Origin of the sequence: Pseudoalteromonas nigrifaciens, from assembly GCF_002221505.1 — a bacterium.
GTDB classification, from domain to species: domain Bacteria; phylum Pseudomonadota; class Gammaproteobacteria; order Enterobacterales; family Alteromonadaceae; genus Pseudoalteromonas; species Pseudoalteromonas nigrifaciens.
Window position 1 is genome coordinate 874716 of the sequence record NZ_CP011036.1, and the last position, 16710, is coordinate 891425.

Consider the following 16710-nt stretch of genomic DNA (forward strand, 5'->3'; position numbering starts at 1 on the left):
TTACTCTCATTGTTTGCTCTTTGTGCGCAATAATATTTAAATGCTTTATTCACAAAAAGGCTAAGAGGGCGCTGCGCTTTAGAGAAGAAAAACACATAAATTATGTGTTTAAGTTACTCCTCATTTACTCTCATTGTTTTCTCTTTGTGCGCAATAATATTTAAATGCTTTATTCACAAAAAGGCTAAGAGGGCGCTGCGCTTTAGAGAGCCAAATACACTAAAGTAAAAACATGTTATACCCCGGTAATCGCCCCCCGAATATCCCCACTAAACCAAGCGGCAAAAAAATGTCACTATTTATTAACCTTCCATTATAAAGCTCACTTTTACTCTAAAACTCAGTTTAATATTTATATTTTACTTTAAAAACAATGCGTTGAATTTGTTAGGTGAGTTGGCACAAAACCTGCTTTGTTAACTGCATCTAATAGTGGTTCCTGCAAAAGCATTTTGAACCACATCCTGTTAAACACTCGGAGATGGTAAAATGGCATTAACAGTAAATACTAATGTGTCGTCACTAAACGCACAACGTAACTTAACAAAATCAGGCCAAGGTTTGGCTACTTCAATGGAGCGCTTATCATCAGGTATGCGTATTAATAGCGCTAAAGATGATGCGGCTGGTATGCAAATTGGAACGCGTTTAACCTCACAAATTAGTGGTTTAGCTGTAGCGCAGCGAAATGCTAACGATGGTATTTCTATGGCGCAAACCGCTGAAGGGGCAATGCAATCATCTACCGACATTTTACAGCGTATGCGTGACTTAGCACTGCAATCAGCAAATGGATCTAACTCAAAATCTGACCGTGAAGCCCTGCAAAAAGAAGTGTCTGCATTGCAGGCCGAGCTAACCCGCATTGCCGATACCACCACCTTTGGTGGACAAAAGTTATTAGATGGTGGTTACGGTACGCAGCAATTCCAAGTAGGTTCTGATAGTAATCAAACTATTGGAGTGACCTTGAACTCATCGGCAGCTAAAGATATTGGTCTAGAAGGCAAGGGAATGACTTTTTCTGCACTGGCTGGCTTTTCAGATATACGCAAAACACCTACAGCAATAACAACAGACGGACTAGCAGTTACTGTTGGTGGAAAAACGACAAATCTTGAAGTATCTACGGGTATGAGCGCTGCCAATCTAGCGGGTCAAATTAATGGCGTTGAGGGCGTGTTTGGTGTTGGTGCAACGACTCAGGTAGCTGTAGGTGACTTCACGACAAATACTACAGCTGGCGATAAGATTAATTTAAACGTAGCGGGCGTAGAAATATCTTACACAACTGGTGCTGGTAATGATAATGATGCGATTGTTGATGGTTTAAATACAGCTATAACAACAGCTACTGCAGATGCTCTTACTGCACAAGGTATAACAGCAAGTGTACAAAGCGACGGTACAGATAACATGTTAGTGTTTACGAACAGCACTGGTGAAAATGTTGCAGTAACCATGGAAATAGTAGGTGGGGCATCAGATGGAGCTGTAGGTAAGATTTCTTCTTGGACTACGGATGCAACCGGCGTTGCAGGTTCGGTAGCAGGAACGGCTGAAACTGTAACTGCTGCTATTTCTACTACTGCTAGTGTCTCTGCAGAAGTTACTGGGCGTTTAGATTATTCTTCAGCAATTCTTGATAGTAAATATGGCACAGTTTCTTTAGATGTTACAGCAGGAGCTATGGTAACTGGTGGTGGTGGTGCAGCAACATTATCAGCTGATACAAAAAAAACCAGCATTGCGGATTTAGATATTTCAACATCAGGTGGTTCTCAATCTGCCATTGATGTAATAGATGCGGCGTTACAGCAAATTGGTAATGAGCGTGCAGAGCTAGGTGCCATACAAAATCGCTTTAGCCAAACTATTAGCAATTTATCGAATATTCAAGAAAATGCGTCGGCATCACGTAGTCGTATTATGGATACAGATTACGCTACTGAAACGGCGCAAATGACGAAGAACCAAATATTGCAACAAGCGGGTACGTCAATACTTTCGCAAGCGAACCAAATACCACAAGCTGCAATTAGTTTACTAGGTGGTTAATTATTCGGTTTACTAGTAATTGTTTATATAAACGCACTTCAATTTGAAGTGCGTTTTTTATTTTTTAGATAATAAAAGCAACTAAAAATTTCACTCTCTATTCTGTCGCAAAAAATTTAAATTATTTTCATTAAATACAGCTAGTTACATTTTGTTTAATAAATAATCCAATTTATTTTTAAAATGTCTCTAAAGATAACTTACCTCCTGCCGTTAACTTAATCAGTACGGAGCTGAACATACATTTGTGGCAGCTCTTGGTTAAATTAAACAAGCAATATTACGAAAGTAATCAGGAGTTTTATCATGGCTATATCAGTAAATACAAATGTATCTTCACTAAACGCTCAGCGTAACCTTTCTAAATCTGGACAGGGTTTAGCTACTTCAATGGAACGCTTGTCATCAGGAATGCGTATTAACAGTGCTAAAGATGATGCGGCTGGTATGCAAATCGGAACGCGTTTAACGTCGCAAATTAGCGGTTTAGGTGTAGCGCAGCGTAACGCTAACGATGGTATTTCTATGGCACAAACCGCTGAAGGGGCTATGCAATCATCTACCGATATTCTACAGCGCATGCGTGACTTAGCACTGCAATCAGCAAACGGCTCTAACTCTACATCTGACCGTGAAGCACTGCAAAAAGAAGTAACCGCATTACAAACCGAACTAACCCGTATAGCCGATACCACCACCTTTGGTGGACAAAAGTTATTAGATGGTGGTTACGGTACGCAGCAATTCCAAGTAGGTTCTGATAGTAATCAAACTATTGGAGTGACCTTGAACTCATCGGCAGCTAAAGATATTGGTCTAGAAGGCAAGGGAATGACTTTTTCTGCACTGGCTGGCTTTTCAGATATACGCAAAACACCTACAGCAATAACAACAGACGGACTAGCAGTTACTGTTGGTGGAAAAACGACAAATCTTGAAGTATCTACGGGTATGAGCGCTGCCAATCTAGCGGGTCAAATTAATGGCGTTGAGGGCGTGTTTGGTGTTGGTGCAACGACTCAGGTAGCTGTAGGTGACTTCACGACAAATACTACAGCTGGCGATAAGATTAATTTAAACGTAGCGGGCGTAGAAATATCTTACACAACTGGTGCTGGTAATGATAATGATGCGATTGTTGATGGTTTAAATACAGCTATAACAACAGCTACTGCAGATGCTCTTACTGCACAAGGTATAACAGCAAGTGTACAAAGCGACGGTACAGATAACATGTTAGTGTTTACGAACAGCACTGGTGAAAATGTTGCAGTAACCATGGAAATAGTAGGTGGGGCATCAGATGGAGCTGTAGGTAAGATTTCTTCTTGGACTACGGATGCAACCGGCGTTGCAGGTTCGGTAGCAGGAACGGCTGAAACTGTAACTGCTGCTATTTCTACTACTGCTAGTGTCTCTGCAGAAGTTACTGGGCGTTTAGATTATTCTTCAGCAATTCTTGATAGTAAATATGGCACAGTTTCTTTAGATGTTACAGCAGGAGCTATGGTAACTGGTGGTGGTGGTGCAGCAACATTATCAGCTGATACAAAAAAAACCAGCATTGCGGATTTAGATATTTCAACATCAGGTGGTTCTCAATCTGCCATTGATGTAATAGATGCGGCGTTACAGCAAATTGGTAATGAGCGTGCAGAGCTAGGTGCCATACAAAATCGCTTTAGCCAAACTATTAGCAATTTATCGAATATTCAAGAAAATGCGTCGGCATCACGTAGTCGTATTATGGATACAGATTACGCTACTGAAACGGCGCAAATGACGAAGAACCAAATATTGCAACAAGCGGGTACGTCTATCTTGTCGCAAGCGAACCAGTTACCACAAGCAGCACTTAGCTTACTAGGTTAATAGCTAATTAGGTCAATAGTTCATTAGCTTATTAATAGCTAACTAATATTAAAAGTCAGTATTAGTAACTTAAAAAAGGAGATGGCTTTGTTCATCTCCTTTTGTCGTTTAACTTACTAAATTAAGCTAGTTTATAAATAGTGTATAATGTTTAAAACTATTTAGGAGGCGTTATGAATACAATTACCTCAGGCGCAGAAGTTTTAGTAACGGCAAGTAATGCTGGGCAAGCTAGCGAAAGTAAAGTAGGGCAAATAGCTACGGTACTAACGGCTAGTGCTATTGATGATGTTAAAAAAAGTGCTTCACAAGCGCAGCAGTATCAAAGTAATGCTGACACTGCTACGCAGCAGCAACAACCGCTAGAGCATGAACAGCTTGAAAAAGTGGCGCAGCAATTGCAGGATTTTATGGGCGAAATGAACCGTAGTTTGCAATTTCAGGTTGATGAAGATTCAGGCCGCGATGTAATTAAAGTGCTCGATAAGGCAACTGGCGATGTTATTAAACAATACCCTTCGGAAGAAGTGTTAAGTTTAGTATCAAAGTTGTCTGAAACTGCGGGTTTATTGATTGACCAAACGGTATAGCTATATAAGTATATAACTAAATAGCAGCTGCGTTTTTTAAGTTTTTTGTTTTTTATTTAATAGTGTAAAGGGGTATAAACATGGCTATTTCGTTTACTGGCTTAGGATCAGGCTTACAAGTATCTGAAATTGTAGGTGCATTGGTTAATGCCGAAAAAGCCCCATTTGAAGCGCGCTTAAATAGAAAAGAAGGTAGCTTAACTACCGATATATCGGCGGTGGGGGCATTAAAGGCCGCGCTTGAAAAGGTACAGCAGTCGATGACAGGACTAGGCGACGTTGATAACTATCAAAAACGTACTATATCGGGTAATGATAATTTTATATCGCTTAGCTCAGACAAAGACGCTCAACCAGGTGGTTACTCGGTAAAAGTAAATAATTTAGCCACTGAACATAAAATAATGTCGAGTGCTTTTGATGCCGCCAATCCTGTTGGCGCCGGCACCATGACGTTAAGCTCGGGCGATAATAGCTTTGATATTGCAGTGTCAAACACTGCAACGCTAAGCGAAGTGCGCGATGCAATAAACAACAGTAAAGATAATAAAAGTATAAACGCGACTATAATTACCGATGATACTGGCCAGCGCTTAGTGTTTTCGGCTCAAACCAGTGGTGTAGAAAACCAAATTAAAATTGCAGTGGCCGATGACGATGCTAACAACACCGATACCCTAGGCCTTTCGCGTTTAGCGTTTGACCCTGCACCAGCAGGAGTAAAAAATGTGAGCGAAGTAGTTGCCGCTGTTGATGCGTCAATAACTATTGACGGCACAGTAACGGTAACTAGTAGCACTAACGAATTTAAAAACGTGATTGATGGCGTGACTATTACCGCTAAAAAAGCACAGGGTGTTGACGACGACCTAAGTAAGCTAACCGTTAAAGAAAATAACAATAATATAAAAGCTGGCTTAAATGGGTTTATCGAAAGTTATAACGAGCTGTTAGAGCTAAGTAAAAACTTGGGTAAATCTGGCGAAGATGGTGCTGGCGTAATGGCGGGTGATTCTCTGCTACGTGGTGTTATGTCAAAGTTAAGGCAAGAAATTACCAACAGTGTTGACTTAGGCGGTGGTAACTCTTTATCGCTGTCGCAGTTAGGTGTTGAGGCCGACCGCTATGGTAAATTAAGCTTAGATAGCGAACGCTTAGACGAGCAAGTAAAAAATGATGTTGATTTAGTACAGCAGTTTTTTATTGACGAAAATAAAGAAGAAGGCGGCTTTGCCCAATCGTTTGATGATTTAATGAACTTTTATACTAAATCAGATGGCTTAATTCAAAACAGAATAGACAGTAAAAAGGAACAAATTAGTGGGATTGATGACCAGCGAGTATCGTTTGCACGTAAAATGGAGTCGTTAGAGTCGCGCCTTTATGCGCAGTACAACAGCATGGATTTATTGGTAGCAAGCTTAAATTCAACCAGTAGTTACCTTCAATCTCAGTTAGATAACATGCCTGGCGTAGTTAGAAAGTCTAAGTAATTAAGGGCTCAAGCTCTAGGGAGTATACTAGGCTTTAGGCTAATACAAACACTGAGCTTACCAAAGGGCAGTTGTTAGTTATATAAGTGCGGTTTTATTTAATAACAACAATACCGCACTTTTTGCGTTAAACAGATTAAAACAGTGCAAAAAGGCTTTAAGTGATTTACTCACAAAGAGGCTAAGAGGCGCTGCGCTTTAGAGAAGAAAAGGCACTAAATTACTTGTTTAACTCACTTCTCATTCCCCGCGTCCTCTCCTCGCTATGCATATTTGATTTAAGTAAATATATTCACAAAGAGGTTAAGAGGGCGCTGCGCTTTAGAGAAGAAAAAAGACACTCAATTATGTGTTTAACTCACTCCTCATTTACTCTCATTGTTTTTTCTTTGTGAAAAATGATCTTTAAATAACTTATTCACAAAGAGGATAAGAGCGCGCTGCGCTTTAGAGAAGAAAAAAGACACTCAATTATGTGTTTAATTTACTCCTCATTTACTCTCATTGTTTTCTCTTTGTGAAAAATGATCTTTAAATAATTTATTCACAAAAAGATATTAAGAGGCGCTGCGCTTTAGAGAAGAAAAGTATAAAACCATCGTTTAATTTACTTCTTATTATGCTAACTGTCTTTTTAAGTGCTTTTGTAAGCGCTGATCGCTTTGTCTGACTTTTTATGCTTTAACAAGGCTTTAAACGAGTCGTCTTTATGGATGTTAGCTTGAGTTAAAATAGCATTAATATGCGCTTGTGTTGTTATAAGCTCGTCACTACTTGGCTGCTCAGCGCTTTCGCACCAGCTTTTTAAACACGTATTTAATGCTTCAAGCTGTAAAGCTGCCGCGTCAGCATCGTTGTTATTTACCAGTGTTTCAAGCTCGCAGAGCAATTGTTTAATTTGCTCTGCTGGCTGTTGGTCAGTTATTAAAGGCATAATAAATTAAACTGCAGGAGAGCGTTCGCTAGCAGGAATATTATCCCACCCTTCTTTTATTTCTTTCACTATGCTAGAAACTTCCATAATTGCTGCTGTGTCGTTATTTAAGTTAGCTTTAGTTAGTGTACGCTGACAATAGTCGTATAGCGCGGCTAAATTATTTGAAATTCCTGAGCCTTGCTCAACGTCAAAATTAAGTGTGTCTTGTAATGCGCCAAAAAGTAAAATGCAGGCTGAAATGTTTTCGCCCTTTTTTTCAATTTCTTTGCGTTCAATAAAACCTTTGGTTGCAGCTAAGCGCCCAATAATGTTACTAAAAATTAGGTTTATTTGTTCGTAAGGTGTCATTTCGCTAATACTGCTTGCACGAACTTGACCGTATTTTTTAATTGATGCATGTGCCATGAGAAGATCCTAAATTTTGATAACTAAAAATATTAATACAATGCCAGCAATTATAATGCCAAGCATTTTATATATAGTTACTTATCGGCATTTAAAGCGGCAACTTAAGTAAATATTAGTGAATATTTTTATTATAAAGTTACTTTACATCTCTAATTTAAGTATTAAGCTTTGCGATTAACTTATTATGCGAATGTAGGGGTATTTACAACCTTAATACTTAATGGTTAATCCTTAAGTATTGTTGCTTTAATTAAAGTGTCTGTTTTTTGGCGTTAATGTCAAAAAGTCGCCACTAGTGCTTGCATACAATTTCAACTGGCTTACAATTTGATTAACAAAATAAATTAGTGAAATGAATGGCCCGCTAAATATGATCTTAATTTTAGATAATAATAACAATCGCTCGATAGGATTATATGCCTCACTTACTTTTATAGGTGAAGCGGTGCAATTACAAACGGAAGCCGACTTTGAGCAAGCGTGTAGTAAGTATCAAAGTAAAGAATGCATTGTAATTTTAGGTGCATTGCAGGCGCTCGATCACGAAAGTTTAATTAAACGCTACCCTACGTTTCCTTTTTTACTAATTGGCGAAACACTCAAGCCTTTACTGAGTATTGCTAATGTAGTGGGGTTAATTTGTGAGCCATTTAGCCACGAAATAACCACGCAACTATTACACGACTGCCAACAATATCAGCGCATGTTGCCTATTGAGCACAAACACAGTAAACCACACAATACTTTTGATGGCCTAGTAGGTGAAACATCTGCGGTTAAAGACCTGCGCTTTTTAATTGAGCAAGTAGCAAAAACCGATGCTAATGTACTTATTTTAGGTGAGTCGGGCACAGGTAAAGAGGTGGTGGCGCGTAACGTACATTTATTGTCTAAACGCCTTAAAGGGCCTTTTGTACCAGTTAACTGTGGTGCGATTCCGGGGGAGTTGCTCGAAAGTGAATTGTTTGGCCATGAAAAAGGCGCATTTACAGGGGCAATTTCTGCTCGTAAAGGGCGTTTTGAACTGGCGCAAGGCGGTACACTATTTTTAGATGAAATAGGCGATATGCCGCTGCAAATGCAAGTTAAGTTGCTGCGCGTATTGCAAGAGCGTAGTTATGAGCGAGTAGGCGGCACTAAAGCGATTCAGGCTGATGTACGCATTATTGCTGCAACCCATCGCAACCTCGAAACCATGATAGAGGAAAGTACGTTTCGTGAAGATTTATACTACCGATTAAACGTATTTCCTATTGAAAGCCCGTCGCTTACCCAGCGCGCCGATGACATACCGCTGCTATTAAAAGAGTTAATGCGCCGCGTTAATGAGCAAAGTGGCTCAACCGCTAAGTTTACAGAGCGCGCTGTCGAAAGTTTAAAAGAGCATAGTTGGCCGGGTAATATTCGCGAGCTTGCAAACTTAGTTGAGCGGATGGTGATAATGTTCCCGGAAAAAGTGGTAGATGTTCCTGATTTACCGGCTAAGTATCGTTATATTGAAGTTGAAGCCTATGAACCACAGTACCCAGAAGAGTTAATGGAGCGCGATGCTTTTAACGACATATTTAGCACTGACTTTAGCGACTATGACGATGAGCCAGAACACTCTACAGCAGCAGATTCAGGCTTGTTACCCAGCGAAGGGATTCAACTTAAAGAATACTTAGCTGAGCTAGAAATTAACTTAATTACTCAAGCATTAGAGCGCTTTGATTATGTAGTTGCTCGCGCCGCCGAAATACTCGGAGTACGCCGCACTACTTTGGTCGAAAAAATGAAAAAATATAACTTGTCGAGAGATTAAAAGCTAAGGGTAGCTATCAGGTTTTAGGTGTCAGGGTTCAGGCTTTAGGTAAAAAATAACCAAGCACAGCGTTTAGCTTTTGCTGCGTTAAGCTTGCTGACGCGCGCACTAATTACAGAGGCTTGATTAAAAGCCTGAAATCAGACTGTTTGCCTAGCCCCTAGCTTTTTAACTTCTTCTTTTCTAAAACATTTATTACTGTGATCGTTAACCATACCGCAGGCTTGCATATGGGCGTATACGGTTGTTGGCCCTAAAAACTTAAAACCACGCTTTTTTAAATCTTTAGCAAATGCGCTTGAGGTAGGGGTAATTGCTGGTGTGTCATCATCAGAGTTTAAATTATTTACTTGCGGCTTATTGCCAACAAACTGCCATTGATAGTTACTAAAGCTACCAAATTCTTGCTGAATTTTAATAAAGCATTTGGCGTTATTTACAGTAGCGGCAATTTTTAAGCGATTACGCACAATACCCGCATCAAGCATTAGTCGCTCAATATCTTGCTCGGTAAATGCTGCTACTTTGTGTACATCAAAGTCGGCAAAAGCATTTTTATAACCATTACGCTTTTTTAAAATAGTGTACCAACTCAATCCTGCTTGCGCCGACTCCAGCGTTAAAAATTCAAACAGTTTTTTATCGTCATACACAGGCACTCCCCATTCGTTATCGTGGTATGCAACGTAGTCGGGTTTGCTGGTGTCGAGCCATGAGCAACGGGTTTGCTTGGTCATTATAGTTCCTTAGTTGCGGTGCTTTTATTTGCGCGTCATTTTAATGTCGCGCATTTTTACTGTGTAACTCAATGATATACATGGTAATAAAAGGTGGTATAAATTGTGCATTTGAAACTGTATCTGCATCAATTAGAGATTTGATTATGGCACTTGCTAGTGTGTTAAAACCACAGTTTATTTCTGCAAATCAGTATAACCCATGTTTACTTCAAGAGGAGTATATAGGGGAGTTAAGTGATCTGCGTAAACAGGCTAGTTGGCTTTCGCATTTAGTAGATACTATGCCCGCAGGAGTAATTGTGCTTGATGGTAAAGGCATGATAGCGAAAGCGAATCAAATTGCGATTGATATGCTTGGCGAGCCGCTTGAAGGCGAAAAGTGGTTTAGTGTTATTCAGCGCTCTTTTCGGCCTCAGCAAGATGATGGCCACGAAGTGTCTTTAAAAGACGGGCGCTTAATAAAACTTGATATTACTGCACTTGCCCCAGAGCCTGGGCAACTTATTTTAATGACAGACTTGAGTGAAACCCGCCGCTTACAAAAGCGGGTTGCACATATGCAGCGTTTAAGTGCGCTGGGTAAAATGGTGGCATCTTTGGCGCACCAAGTACGTACGCCGCTGTCGGCGGCTATGCTTTATGCTGCTAATTTAGGTTCAAAACGCTTACCCGAAGCGTCGCGCGATAACTTTCAAACTAAATTAATGTCGCGCTTAAAAGATTTAGAAAACCAAGTAAACGACATGCTGCTATTTGCCAAAAGTGGCGATCAGCATGTGGTTGAGCAGGTGTCTATGCAGCAATTATTAAGCGAAGTAAAAACCGGTGCAGATGCCATGGTAACGCTTAATAACAGTGAGCTTGATGTAAGCTTACCTGAGCCCGACATTGCGATTTTAGGGAATAAAACCGCGCTTGCCAGTGCGATTCAAAACCTGATTCATAACAGTATTCAAATTATAGGCGCAGGGGCACAAGTGCAAGTAAGTGCAATGCGCGATTTGCAAACCCCAGATTTTGTACGCATTAGCGTGAGTGATAATGGCCCAGGTGTTGACCTACAGCAGGTAGATAAACTGTTTGAACCATTTTTTACCACTAGCAGCCAAGGCACAGGCTTAGGGTTGGCGGTTGTTAGCTCTGTTGCTAATGCGCACCAAGGGCGTATTGAGGTGACTAATAATGTACATGGCGGCGCTTGTTTTAACCTGTTATTGCCAATTAGCGCAGCATCTAAATTAGAGGAATCGTTATGAGTAATACTATTTTAGTTGTAGAGGACGACGCAGGGCTTCGCGAAGCATTAATAGATACCCTAGAAATGTCGGGTATTGAATGCGTTGCTGCCGATAGTGCAGAGCAGGCGATGTTACTACTTAAAAAAGAATCCTTTTCGTTAGTGGTGAGCGATGTGCAAATGGGCACTATGAGCGGCCTAGATTTACTGCGCAGTATTAAATTAAATTACCCCGATTTACCGGTATTAATGATGACCGCTTACGCAACTATTGACGATGCGGTAGAGGCAATGCGCTTAGGCGCGATTGATTATATGGCCAAACCATTTGCACCCGAGGTGCTATTAAATATGGTGAGCCGCTATTTGCCCGAAAAACCCAAAGAAACCGACGGCCCTATTGTTGCCGACCCAACGAGTATTCAATTGCTGGAGCTTGCAAGCAGGGTAGCTAAATCAGACGCCAGTGTTATGGTGCTGGGGCCAAGTGGCTCGGGCAAAGAAGTATTAGCGCGGTTTATTCATGATAAATCAGCGCGTGCTGCAAAGCCCTTTGTGGCTATTAACTGTGCGGCGATTCCTGAAAACATGCTAGAAGCAACATTATTTGGCTACGAAAAAGGCGCGTTTACTGGCGCGATTCAGGCATGCCCAGGTAAGTTTGAGCAAGCACAGGGCGGTACAATTTTACTTGATGAAATTACCGAAATGGATTTAGGCTTACAAGTTAAACTACTGCGTGTATTACAAGAGCGTGAAGTTGAACGCTTAGGTAGCCGTAAAACGATTACGCTGGATGTACGCATACTCGCAACCAGTAACCGCGATTTAAAACAAGCGGTAGCGAATAATCAGTTTAGGGAAGATTTATATTATCGCCTTAACGTTTTTCCGCTAATGTGGCGGCCATTGTGCGAGCGCCCTGGCGATATAATTGTGTTGGCGAAGCACTTAATTGAACGCCATTTAATAAAAGCTAAGCAGCCGCTGGCTATTTTAGATAAGCAAGCTGAGCAAAAGCTCCTTAGCCATACATGGCCAGGTAATGTGCGTGAGCTTGATAACGTAATTCAGCGTGCGCTTATACTGCGCAGTGACAACAGCATAAGTGAGCAAGCTATTTTTATTGAAAACTTAGCCCCAAGTAACTTTGTAGTAGAGCCAGCAATTAGTGAAAGTGCGTTAACTAGCGCCTATTACGATAGTAAAACAACAGCCATTATTAATGACGAAAAGTCGGGTGATGAAAAGCTTGATGAGCAAACACCGAATGAGCAAAAATCAGATTTACTCGCTCAAGATACAGGCAGTTATAAAGATGAGCTTAAAGATAAAGAGCATCGAATTATTTTAGAAACACTTGCGCGTTGCCAAGGCAAGCGTAAAGACGTAGCCGAAACTTTGGGTATTAGCCCGCGAACTTTACGTTATAAACTAGCGCAAATGCGCGACTTAGGTATTTCACTTCCTGCATAACCTACAAAAAAGCCCTAAATTCAACATCTTGAATTTAGGGCTGTCAAAACTCTGACTAAGTAAATAAACTCTAACACACTGTATTTAAAGGGTTAATTAAGTGGCACGCTTTGTGCATTCTTAACCTTAAGAGTTAACTGCATTGTTAGAGACAAATAATGAAAATTCAAAATAGCGCTGTATTTCAAGAAATGCAATCTATGGCCTTAGAAGCGGGCCGTAATAATCAAATTAATAAATTGCCTACACAAGCTCAGCCTACGTCTTCAGCACAATTTGGTGATATGCTCAGCAATGCGCTCAATACTGTGCATGAGTTACAGCAAGACACAGGTCAAAAAGTAAAAGCGGTTGAAATGGGCGACAGAAGTGTATCGCTTGCTGAGGCGATGATTGCTTCGCAGAAATCTTCTGTTGCATTTGAGGCGACCGTACAAGTTCGTAATAAACTTGTTGAAGCCTATAAAGAAATCATGAATATGCCTGTTTAATTTAGGTAGTGGAGAATAATTGTGGCGCAATCTAATCAATCTACAGATCTTGCACTTGCTGATGGCGGTATTGAGCATGGTGATAGTGACGATCAACAAGAACAAAAGTCGGGCTATTTAAGTGCGCTAAGCGGTGTTGATGTATTGCGTCAAGTTACCCTTATTATTGCATTAACTATTTGTTTGGCGATTGCCATTTTTGTGATTATTTGGGCACGTCAGCCAGATATGCGCCCGTTAGGTAAAATGCCTACCGAGGAGCTAATTCAAACACTTGATTTTTTAGATGCGCAAAAAATAGATTATCAACTAGATGGCAATGTAGTGTCGGTTGATGAAAGCGAATACCAAAATATAAAATTACTAATGACTCGCGAAGGCTTGGATCAAGGTCCTACTTCTGGTTCAGACATAATAATGCAAGACATGGGCTTTGGTGTAAGCCAGCGCTTAGAGCGCGAGCGCCTAAAGCATGGCCGAGAGCAACAACTTGCCCGCACTATAGAAGAGCTAAATAACATCACTCGCGCCAAGGTGCTGTTAGCTATTCCAAAAGAAAACGTATTTGCCCGCAGAGAGAAAAAACCATCAGCAACTGTGGTGCTTACGCTTAAACGCGGACGCTCGCTTAACAGCGAAGAAGTAGACTCTGTGGTGGATATGATAGCCTCAGCAGTGCAAGGGCTTGAGCCTGCACGCGTAACGGTTACCGATCAAAATGGCCGTTTATTAAATTCGGGCTCACAAAGCTCACTTTCTGCGCGTTCTCGTAAAGAGTACGACCTAGAGCGTAAGCGCGAGCAAGAATACCTAGAAAAAATTGATAGCATTTTAATCCCTATTGTTGGTTTGAGTAATTACACTGCGCAAGTTGATTTGAGCATGGACTTTAGCTCATTAGAAGAAACGCAAAAACGTTATAACCCAGACCTACCAGCGGTAAGAAGCGAAACCACGTTTGAGGAAAACAACATAGGCGGCTTAGCTGTGGGTATTCCTGGCGCGTTAAGTAATCAGCCTCCGGTAAATTCAGATATTCCAGAAGTGGCAGGCCAAGGCGGCGCAGGAAGTGCTACTTCACCGAGCCGCACGCATAAAGAAGCCACGCGTAACTATGAGCTCGATACTACTATTTCGCATAAGCGCCAACAAAGCGGCACGATTCGCAGAATTAGCGTGTCGGTGGCAGTTGATTATTTGCCAACAGTGGGCGAAAACGGTGAAACCACCATGACCCCTCGCTCGGTTGAGGCACTGTCAAATATTCGACGTTTATTACAAGGTGGTGTTGGCTTTGATATACAGCGCGGCGATGCCCTAGAAGTAGTAACAGTTCCCTTTGTACGAGAAGCCGTAGATATGAGTTTTGAAGTACCTTTATGGGAACAAGACTGGTTTATGAAAATAGTACGCTTAGTACTGGCTGCATTGGTTATTATTGTGTTGATTATGGCTGTAGTTAAACCTATGCTAAAACGCTTAATTTACCCGGACAGCACGCTTGATGAGTACGATGAAGATGCACTTAGCTCAGGGGTTGATATTGGCGATAATAGCTTAGATATGCTAAATAAAGACTTTGATTCTGCTTCAGTTGGCTTCTCAAGCGATGGTACACTGCAGCTACCCGATTTACATGGTGACGAAGACTTACTTAAAGCCGTACGTGCCCTTGTAGCTAATGAACCAGAACTATCATCACAAGTAGTGAAAGCGTGGTTAACCGAAGATGACTGATCAAAACCAAAAACAACTCCCAGCAGCTTTCGATGTTGATAAGCTAGATGGCGTAGATAAAGCGGCCATACTGCTATTAAGTTTATCTGAAGAAGATGCAGCGCAAATACTCAAACACTTAGAGCCCAAACAGGTGCAAAAAGTGGGTATGGCGATGGCCGGTTTGCAGGATCTATCGCAAGCTAAAATAAGCGCAGTACATAATTTATTTATAGAGCAAATTCAAAGTTTTAGTACAATTGGTTTTCAATCAGAAGACTTTATTAAAAAAGCGCTTACTGCTGCATTAGGTGAAGATAAAGCCGCCAGCTTAATTGACCAAATAGTAATGGGATCGGGCGCTAAAGGGCTAGATTCGTTAAAGTGGATGGACTCGAAGCAAGTAGCTAACATTATTCGTAATGAGCATCCGCAAATTCAAACCATTGTATTATCTTATTTAGAGCCTGAGCAATCTGCCGAAATACTGGCGCAGTTTCCTGATAAAGTGCGCCTGGATTTAACCATGCGTATTGCTAACCTTGAAGAAGTGCAGCCAGCTGCCTTGCAAGAGCTTAACGAAATTATGGAAAAACAGTTTGCAGGCCAAGCGGGTGCGCAAGCTGCGAAAATGGGTGGCTTAAAAGCGGCTGCCGATATTATGAACTACCTAGATACCAACGTAGAAGGGCAGTTAATGGACTCTATTCGTGAGCATGACGAAGAAATGTCGCAACAAATTCAAGATCTTATGTTTGTGTTTGAAAACTTAATGGACGTAGACGACCGTGGTATTCAAGCAATTTTACGCGAAGTACAACAAGACGTACTAATGAAAGCGATTAAAGGCACAGACGATGCGCTTAAAGAAAAAATACTCGGTAATATGTCTAAACGTGCTGCCGAAATGCTTGCCGATGACTTAGAGGCAATGGCGCCGGTGCGTATTAGTGAAGTAGAAGCAGCGCAAAAAGAAATACTCTCTACGGCGCGTCGATTGTCTGACTCGGGCGAAATACAGCTTGGCGGCGGCGGCGGCGAGGAGTTTTTATAAACCATGACTAAATCGTCAATGCACAAAGGGCGTCCACTGCACGCAGATGAAGCCGATGAACTATTAAAGCACTGGGATGTTCCTGATGTAGCACCCGATGAAAAAAGCTTTGGTAATCGCTCTACTGCCTTTGGTACACCGCTTGCTGAGTTGTATCGAAAAGAAATGGCTGAAGAGTCGCTAATTGAAGAGCCGCAAGAACCTGAGTTACCTGCGCTTACTATGGCCGAACTTGAGCGCATTAGACAAGATGCGTTTGAAGAAGGTGTAAAACAAGGACACGAGCAAGGTTACATAGACGGTTTTGATAAAGGCGTTACCGAAGGTAAAGAAGCTGGCTACAAAGAAGGCTTAGAGCTGGGAAAAACCCAAGGCCAAGAAGATGTAAAACCACTAATAGAAGAGCAGTTAACTGGCCTACGTAGTATTTTAGAGGGGTTAACCGCGCCGCTAAGTAAAGTAGATGAGCAAGCTGAAAAACAATTAGTGCAATTAGCCGTTATGCTTGCAGAGGCCATTATTTATCAAGAAGTAAAAACCTCTCCTGATGTTATTTTACACACCCTTAAACACAGTATTGATGCGCTTAATACCGAGCAAGAAAAAGTACGCATTCATTTACACCCCGAAGATTTAGAGCTAATAAAGCAAAGTTATGGCGAGCAAACAGTGACAGATAATAACTGGCAGTTGATTGCAGAGCCAACGTTAGAGCGAGGCGGCTGCGAAGTTAAAACGGCGCAATCATCGCTTGATATGACACTTAAAACGCGTGTCAAAGAAACATTGGATAGTTTTTTGCATAGCAGTAGTATCTAACTATTTTATTGGTCT

Annotated in this window: 14 protein-coding genes; 11 read left to right on the forward strand and 3 right to left on the reverse strand. The window is 41.2% G+C overall.

Translation table 11 applies throughout. From position 1 onward, the window contains the following. The first annotated feature begins 489 nt into the window (after positions 1-489). The 4 genes from PNIG_RS04125 (at position 490) to fliD (ending at position 6013) form a co-directional block, all read left to right on the forward strand. Positions 490-2058: a flagellin gene (locus tag PNIG_RS04125; protein WP_089367867.1), complete on the forward strand. Its 1569-nt coding sequence runs from the start codon at positions 490-492 to the stop codon at positions 2056-2058. Between the two features lie 306 nt (positions 2059-2364). After that, on the forward strand, positions 2365-3930 hold the full coding sequence (locus PNIG_RS04130) for a flagellin (RefSeq protein WP_089367868.1): 1566 nt from the start codon (positions 2365-2367) through the stop codon (positions 3928-3930). 173 nt (positions 3931-4103) lie between these two features. Next, positions 4104-4520 (forward strand): flagellar protein FlaG, encoded by a 417-nt coding sequence (locus tag PNIG_RS04135; protein WP_089367869.1) that lies wholly within the window; start codon positions 4104-4106, stop codon positions 4518-4520. 80 nt (positions 4521-4600) lie between these two features. Then, a complete protein-coding gene (gene fliD / locus PNIG_RS04140) occupies positions 4601-6013 on the forward strand; it encodes a flagellar filament capping protein FliD (protein WP_089367870.1) in 1413 nt (470 codons plus the stop codon). A gap of 634 nt (positions 6014-6647) precedes the next feature. Here the strand turns inward: fliD and PNIG_RS04145 are convergent. Then, complete coding sequence (locus PNIG_RS04145) at positions 6648-6947, reverse strand: hypothetical protein (RefSeq protein WP_011327478.1); 300 nt, start codon at positions 6945-6947, stop codon at positions 6648-6650. A gap of 6 nt (positions 6948-6953) precedes the next feature. After that, entirely contained in the window at positions 6954-7355 is a 402-nt protein-coding gene (gene fliS / locus PNIG_RS04150) for a flagellar export chaperone FliS (protein WP_089367871.1), read from the reverse strand. A 373-nt stretch (positions 7356-7728) separates the two neighbouring features. On the opposite strand from fliS, the gene PNIG_RS04155 reads away from it, so the two are divergent. Beyond that, on the forward strand, positions 7729-9162 hold the full coding sequence (locus tag PNIG_RS04155) for a sigma-54 dependent transcriptional regulator (RefSeq protein WP_089368936.1): 1434 nt from the start codon (positions 7729-7731) through the stop codon (positions 9160-9162). A 140-nt stretch (positions 9163-9302) separates the two neighbouring features. Here the strand turns inward: PNIG_RS04155 and PNIG_RS04160 are convergent, their stop codons facing one another. Further along, on the reverse strand, positions 9303-9899 hold the full coding sequence (locus PNIG_RS04160) for a DNA-3-methyladenine glycosylase I (RefSeq protein ID WP_089367872.1): 597 nt from the start codon (positions 9897-9899) through the stop codon (positions 9303-9305). Between the two features lie 146 nt (positions 9900-10045). Between PNIG_RS04160 and PNIG_RS04165 the strand changes: the two genes are divergently transcribed. The 6 genes from PNIG_RS04165 to fliH all read left to right on the forward strand — a co-directional run bounded on the left by PNIG_RS04165 (position 10046) and on the right by fliH (position 16695). Further along, positions 10046-11158: a sensor histidine kinase gene (locus PNIG_RS04165; RefSeq protein WP_089368937.1), complete on the forward strand. Its 1113-nt coding sequence runs from the start codon at positions 10046-10048 to the stop codon at positions 11156-11158. Next, positions 11155-12615: a sigma-54-dependent transcriptional regulator gene (locus PNIG_RS04170; protein WP_089367873.1), complete on the forward strand. Its 1461-nt coding sequence runs from the start codon at positions 11155-11157 to the stop codon at positions 12613-12615. Before PNIG_RS04165 ends, PNIG_RS04170 begins: the two co-directional genes overlap by 4 nt. A gap of 158 nt (positions 12616-12773) precedes the next feature. Next, positions 12774-13106, forward strand: a complete 333-nt coding sequence (fliE, locus tag PNIG_RS04175; RefSeq protein WP_086993596.1) for a flagellar hook-basal body complex protein FliE — start codon at positions 12774-12776, stop codon at positions 13104-13106. Between the two features lie 21 nt (positions 13107-13127). Continuing rightward, positions 13128-14843: a flagellar basal-body MS-ring/collar protein FliF gene (gene fliF, locus PNIG_RS04180; RefSeq protein WP_089367874.1), complete on the forward strand. Its 1716-nt coding sequence runs from the start codon at positions 13128-13130 to the stop codon at positions 14841-14843. Further along, positions 14836-15876, forward strand: a complete 1041-nt coding sequence (fliG, locus tag PNIG_RS04185) for a flagellar motor switch protein FliG (RefSeq protein WP_011327486.1) — start codon at positions 14836-14838, stop codon at positions 15874-15876. Before fliF ends, fliG begins: the two co-directional genes overlap by 8 nt. A gap of 3 nt (positions 15877-15879) precedes the next feature. After that, positions 15880-16695 carry a flagellar assembly protein FliH gene (gene fliH / locus PNIG_RS04190; RefSeq protein WP_226898005.1) on the forward strand — a complete coding sequence of 272 codons (816 nt, stop codon included), beginning with the start codon at positions 15880-15882 and terminating at the stop codon, positions 16693-16695. Positions 16696-16710: the final 15 nt, after the last annotated feature.

Excerpts from the sequence above, each read along its gene's own strand:
- PNIG_RS04125 (WP_089367867.1), top strand. The coding sequence starts at position 490 with ATGGCATTAACAGTAAATACTAATGTGTCGTCACTAAACGCACAACGT.
- PNIG_RS04130 (WP_089367868.1), top strand. The coding sequence starts at position 2,365 with ATGGCTATATCAGTAAATACAAATGTATCTTCACTAAACGCTCAGCGT.
- PNIG_RS04135 (WP_089367869.1), top strand. The coding sequence starts at position 4,104 with ATGAATACAATTACCTCAGGCGCAGAAGTTTTAGTAACGGCAAGTAAT.
- fliD (WP_089367870.1), top strand. The coding sequence starts at position 4,601 with ATGGCTATTTCGTTTACTGGCTTAGGATCAGGCTTACAAGTATCTGAA.
- PNIG_RS04145 (WP_011327478.1), bottom strand. The coding sequence starts at position 6,947 with ATGCCTTTAATAACTGACCAACAGCCAGCAGAGCAAATTAAACAATTG.
- fliS (WP_089367871.1), bottom strand. The coding sequence starts at position 7,355 with ATGGCACATGCATCAATTAAAAAATACGGTCAAGTTCGTGCAAGCAGT.
- PNIG_RS04155 (WP_089368936.1), top strand. The coding sequence starts at position 7,729 with ATGATCTTAATTTTAGATAATAATAACAATCGCTCGATAGGATTATAT.
- PNIG_RS04160 (WP_089367872.1), bottom strand. The coding sequence starts at position 9,899 with ATGACCAAGCAAACCCGTTGCTCATGGCTCGACACCAGCAAACCCGAC.
- PNIG_RS04165 (WP_089368937.1), top strand. The coding sequence starts at position 10,046 with ATGGCACTTGCTAGTGTGTTAAAACCACAGTTTATTTCTGCAAATCAG.
- PNIG_RS04170 (WP_089367873.1), top strand. The coding sequence starts at position 11,155 with ATGAGTAATACTATTTTAGTTGTAGAGGACGACGCAGGGCTTCGCGAA.
- fliE (WP_086993596.1), top strand. The coding sequence starts at position 12,774 with ATGAAAATTCAAAATAGCGCTGTATTTCAAGAAATGCAATCTATGGCC.
- fliG (WP_011327486.1), top strand. The coding sequence starts at position 14,836 with ATGACTGATCAAAACCAAAAACAACTCCCAGCAGCTTTCGATGTTGAT.
- fliH (WP_226898005.1), top strand. The coding sequence starts at position 15,880 with ATGACTAAATCGTCAATGCACAAAGGGCGTCCACTGCACGCAGATGAA.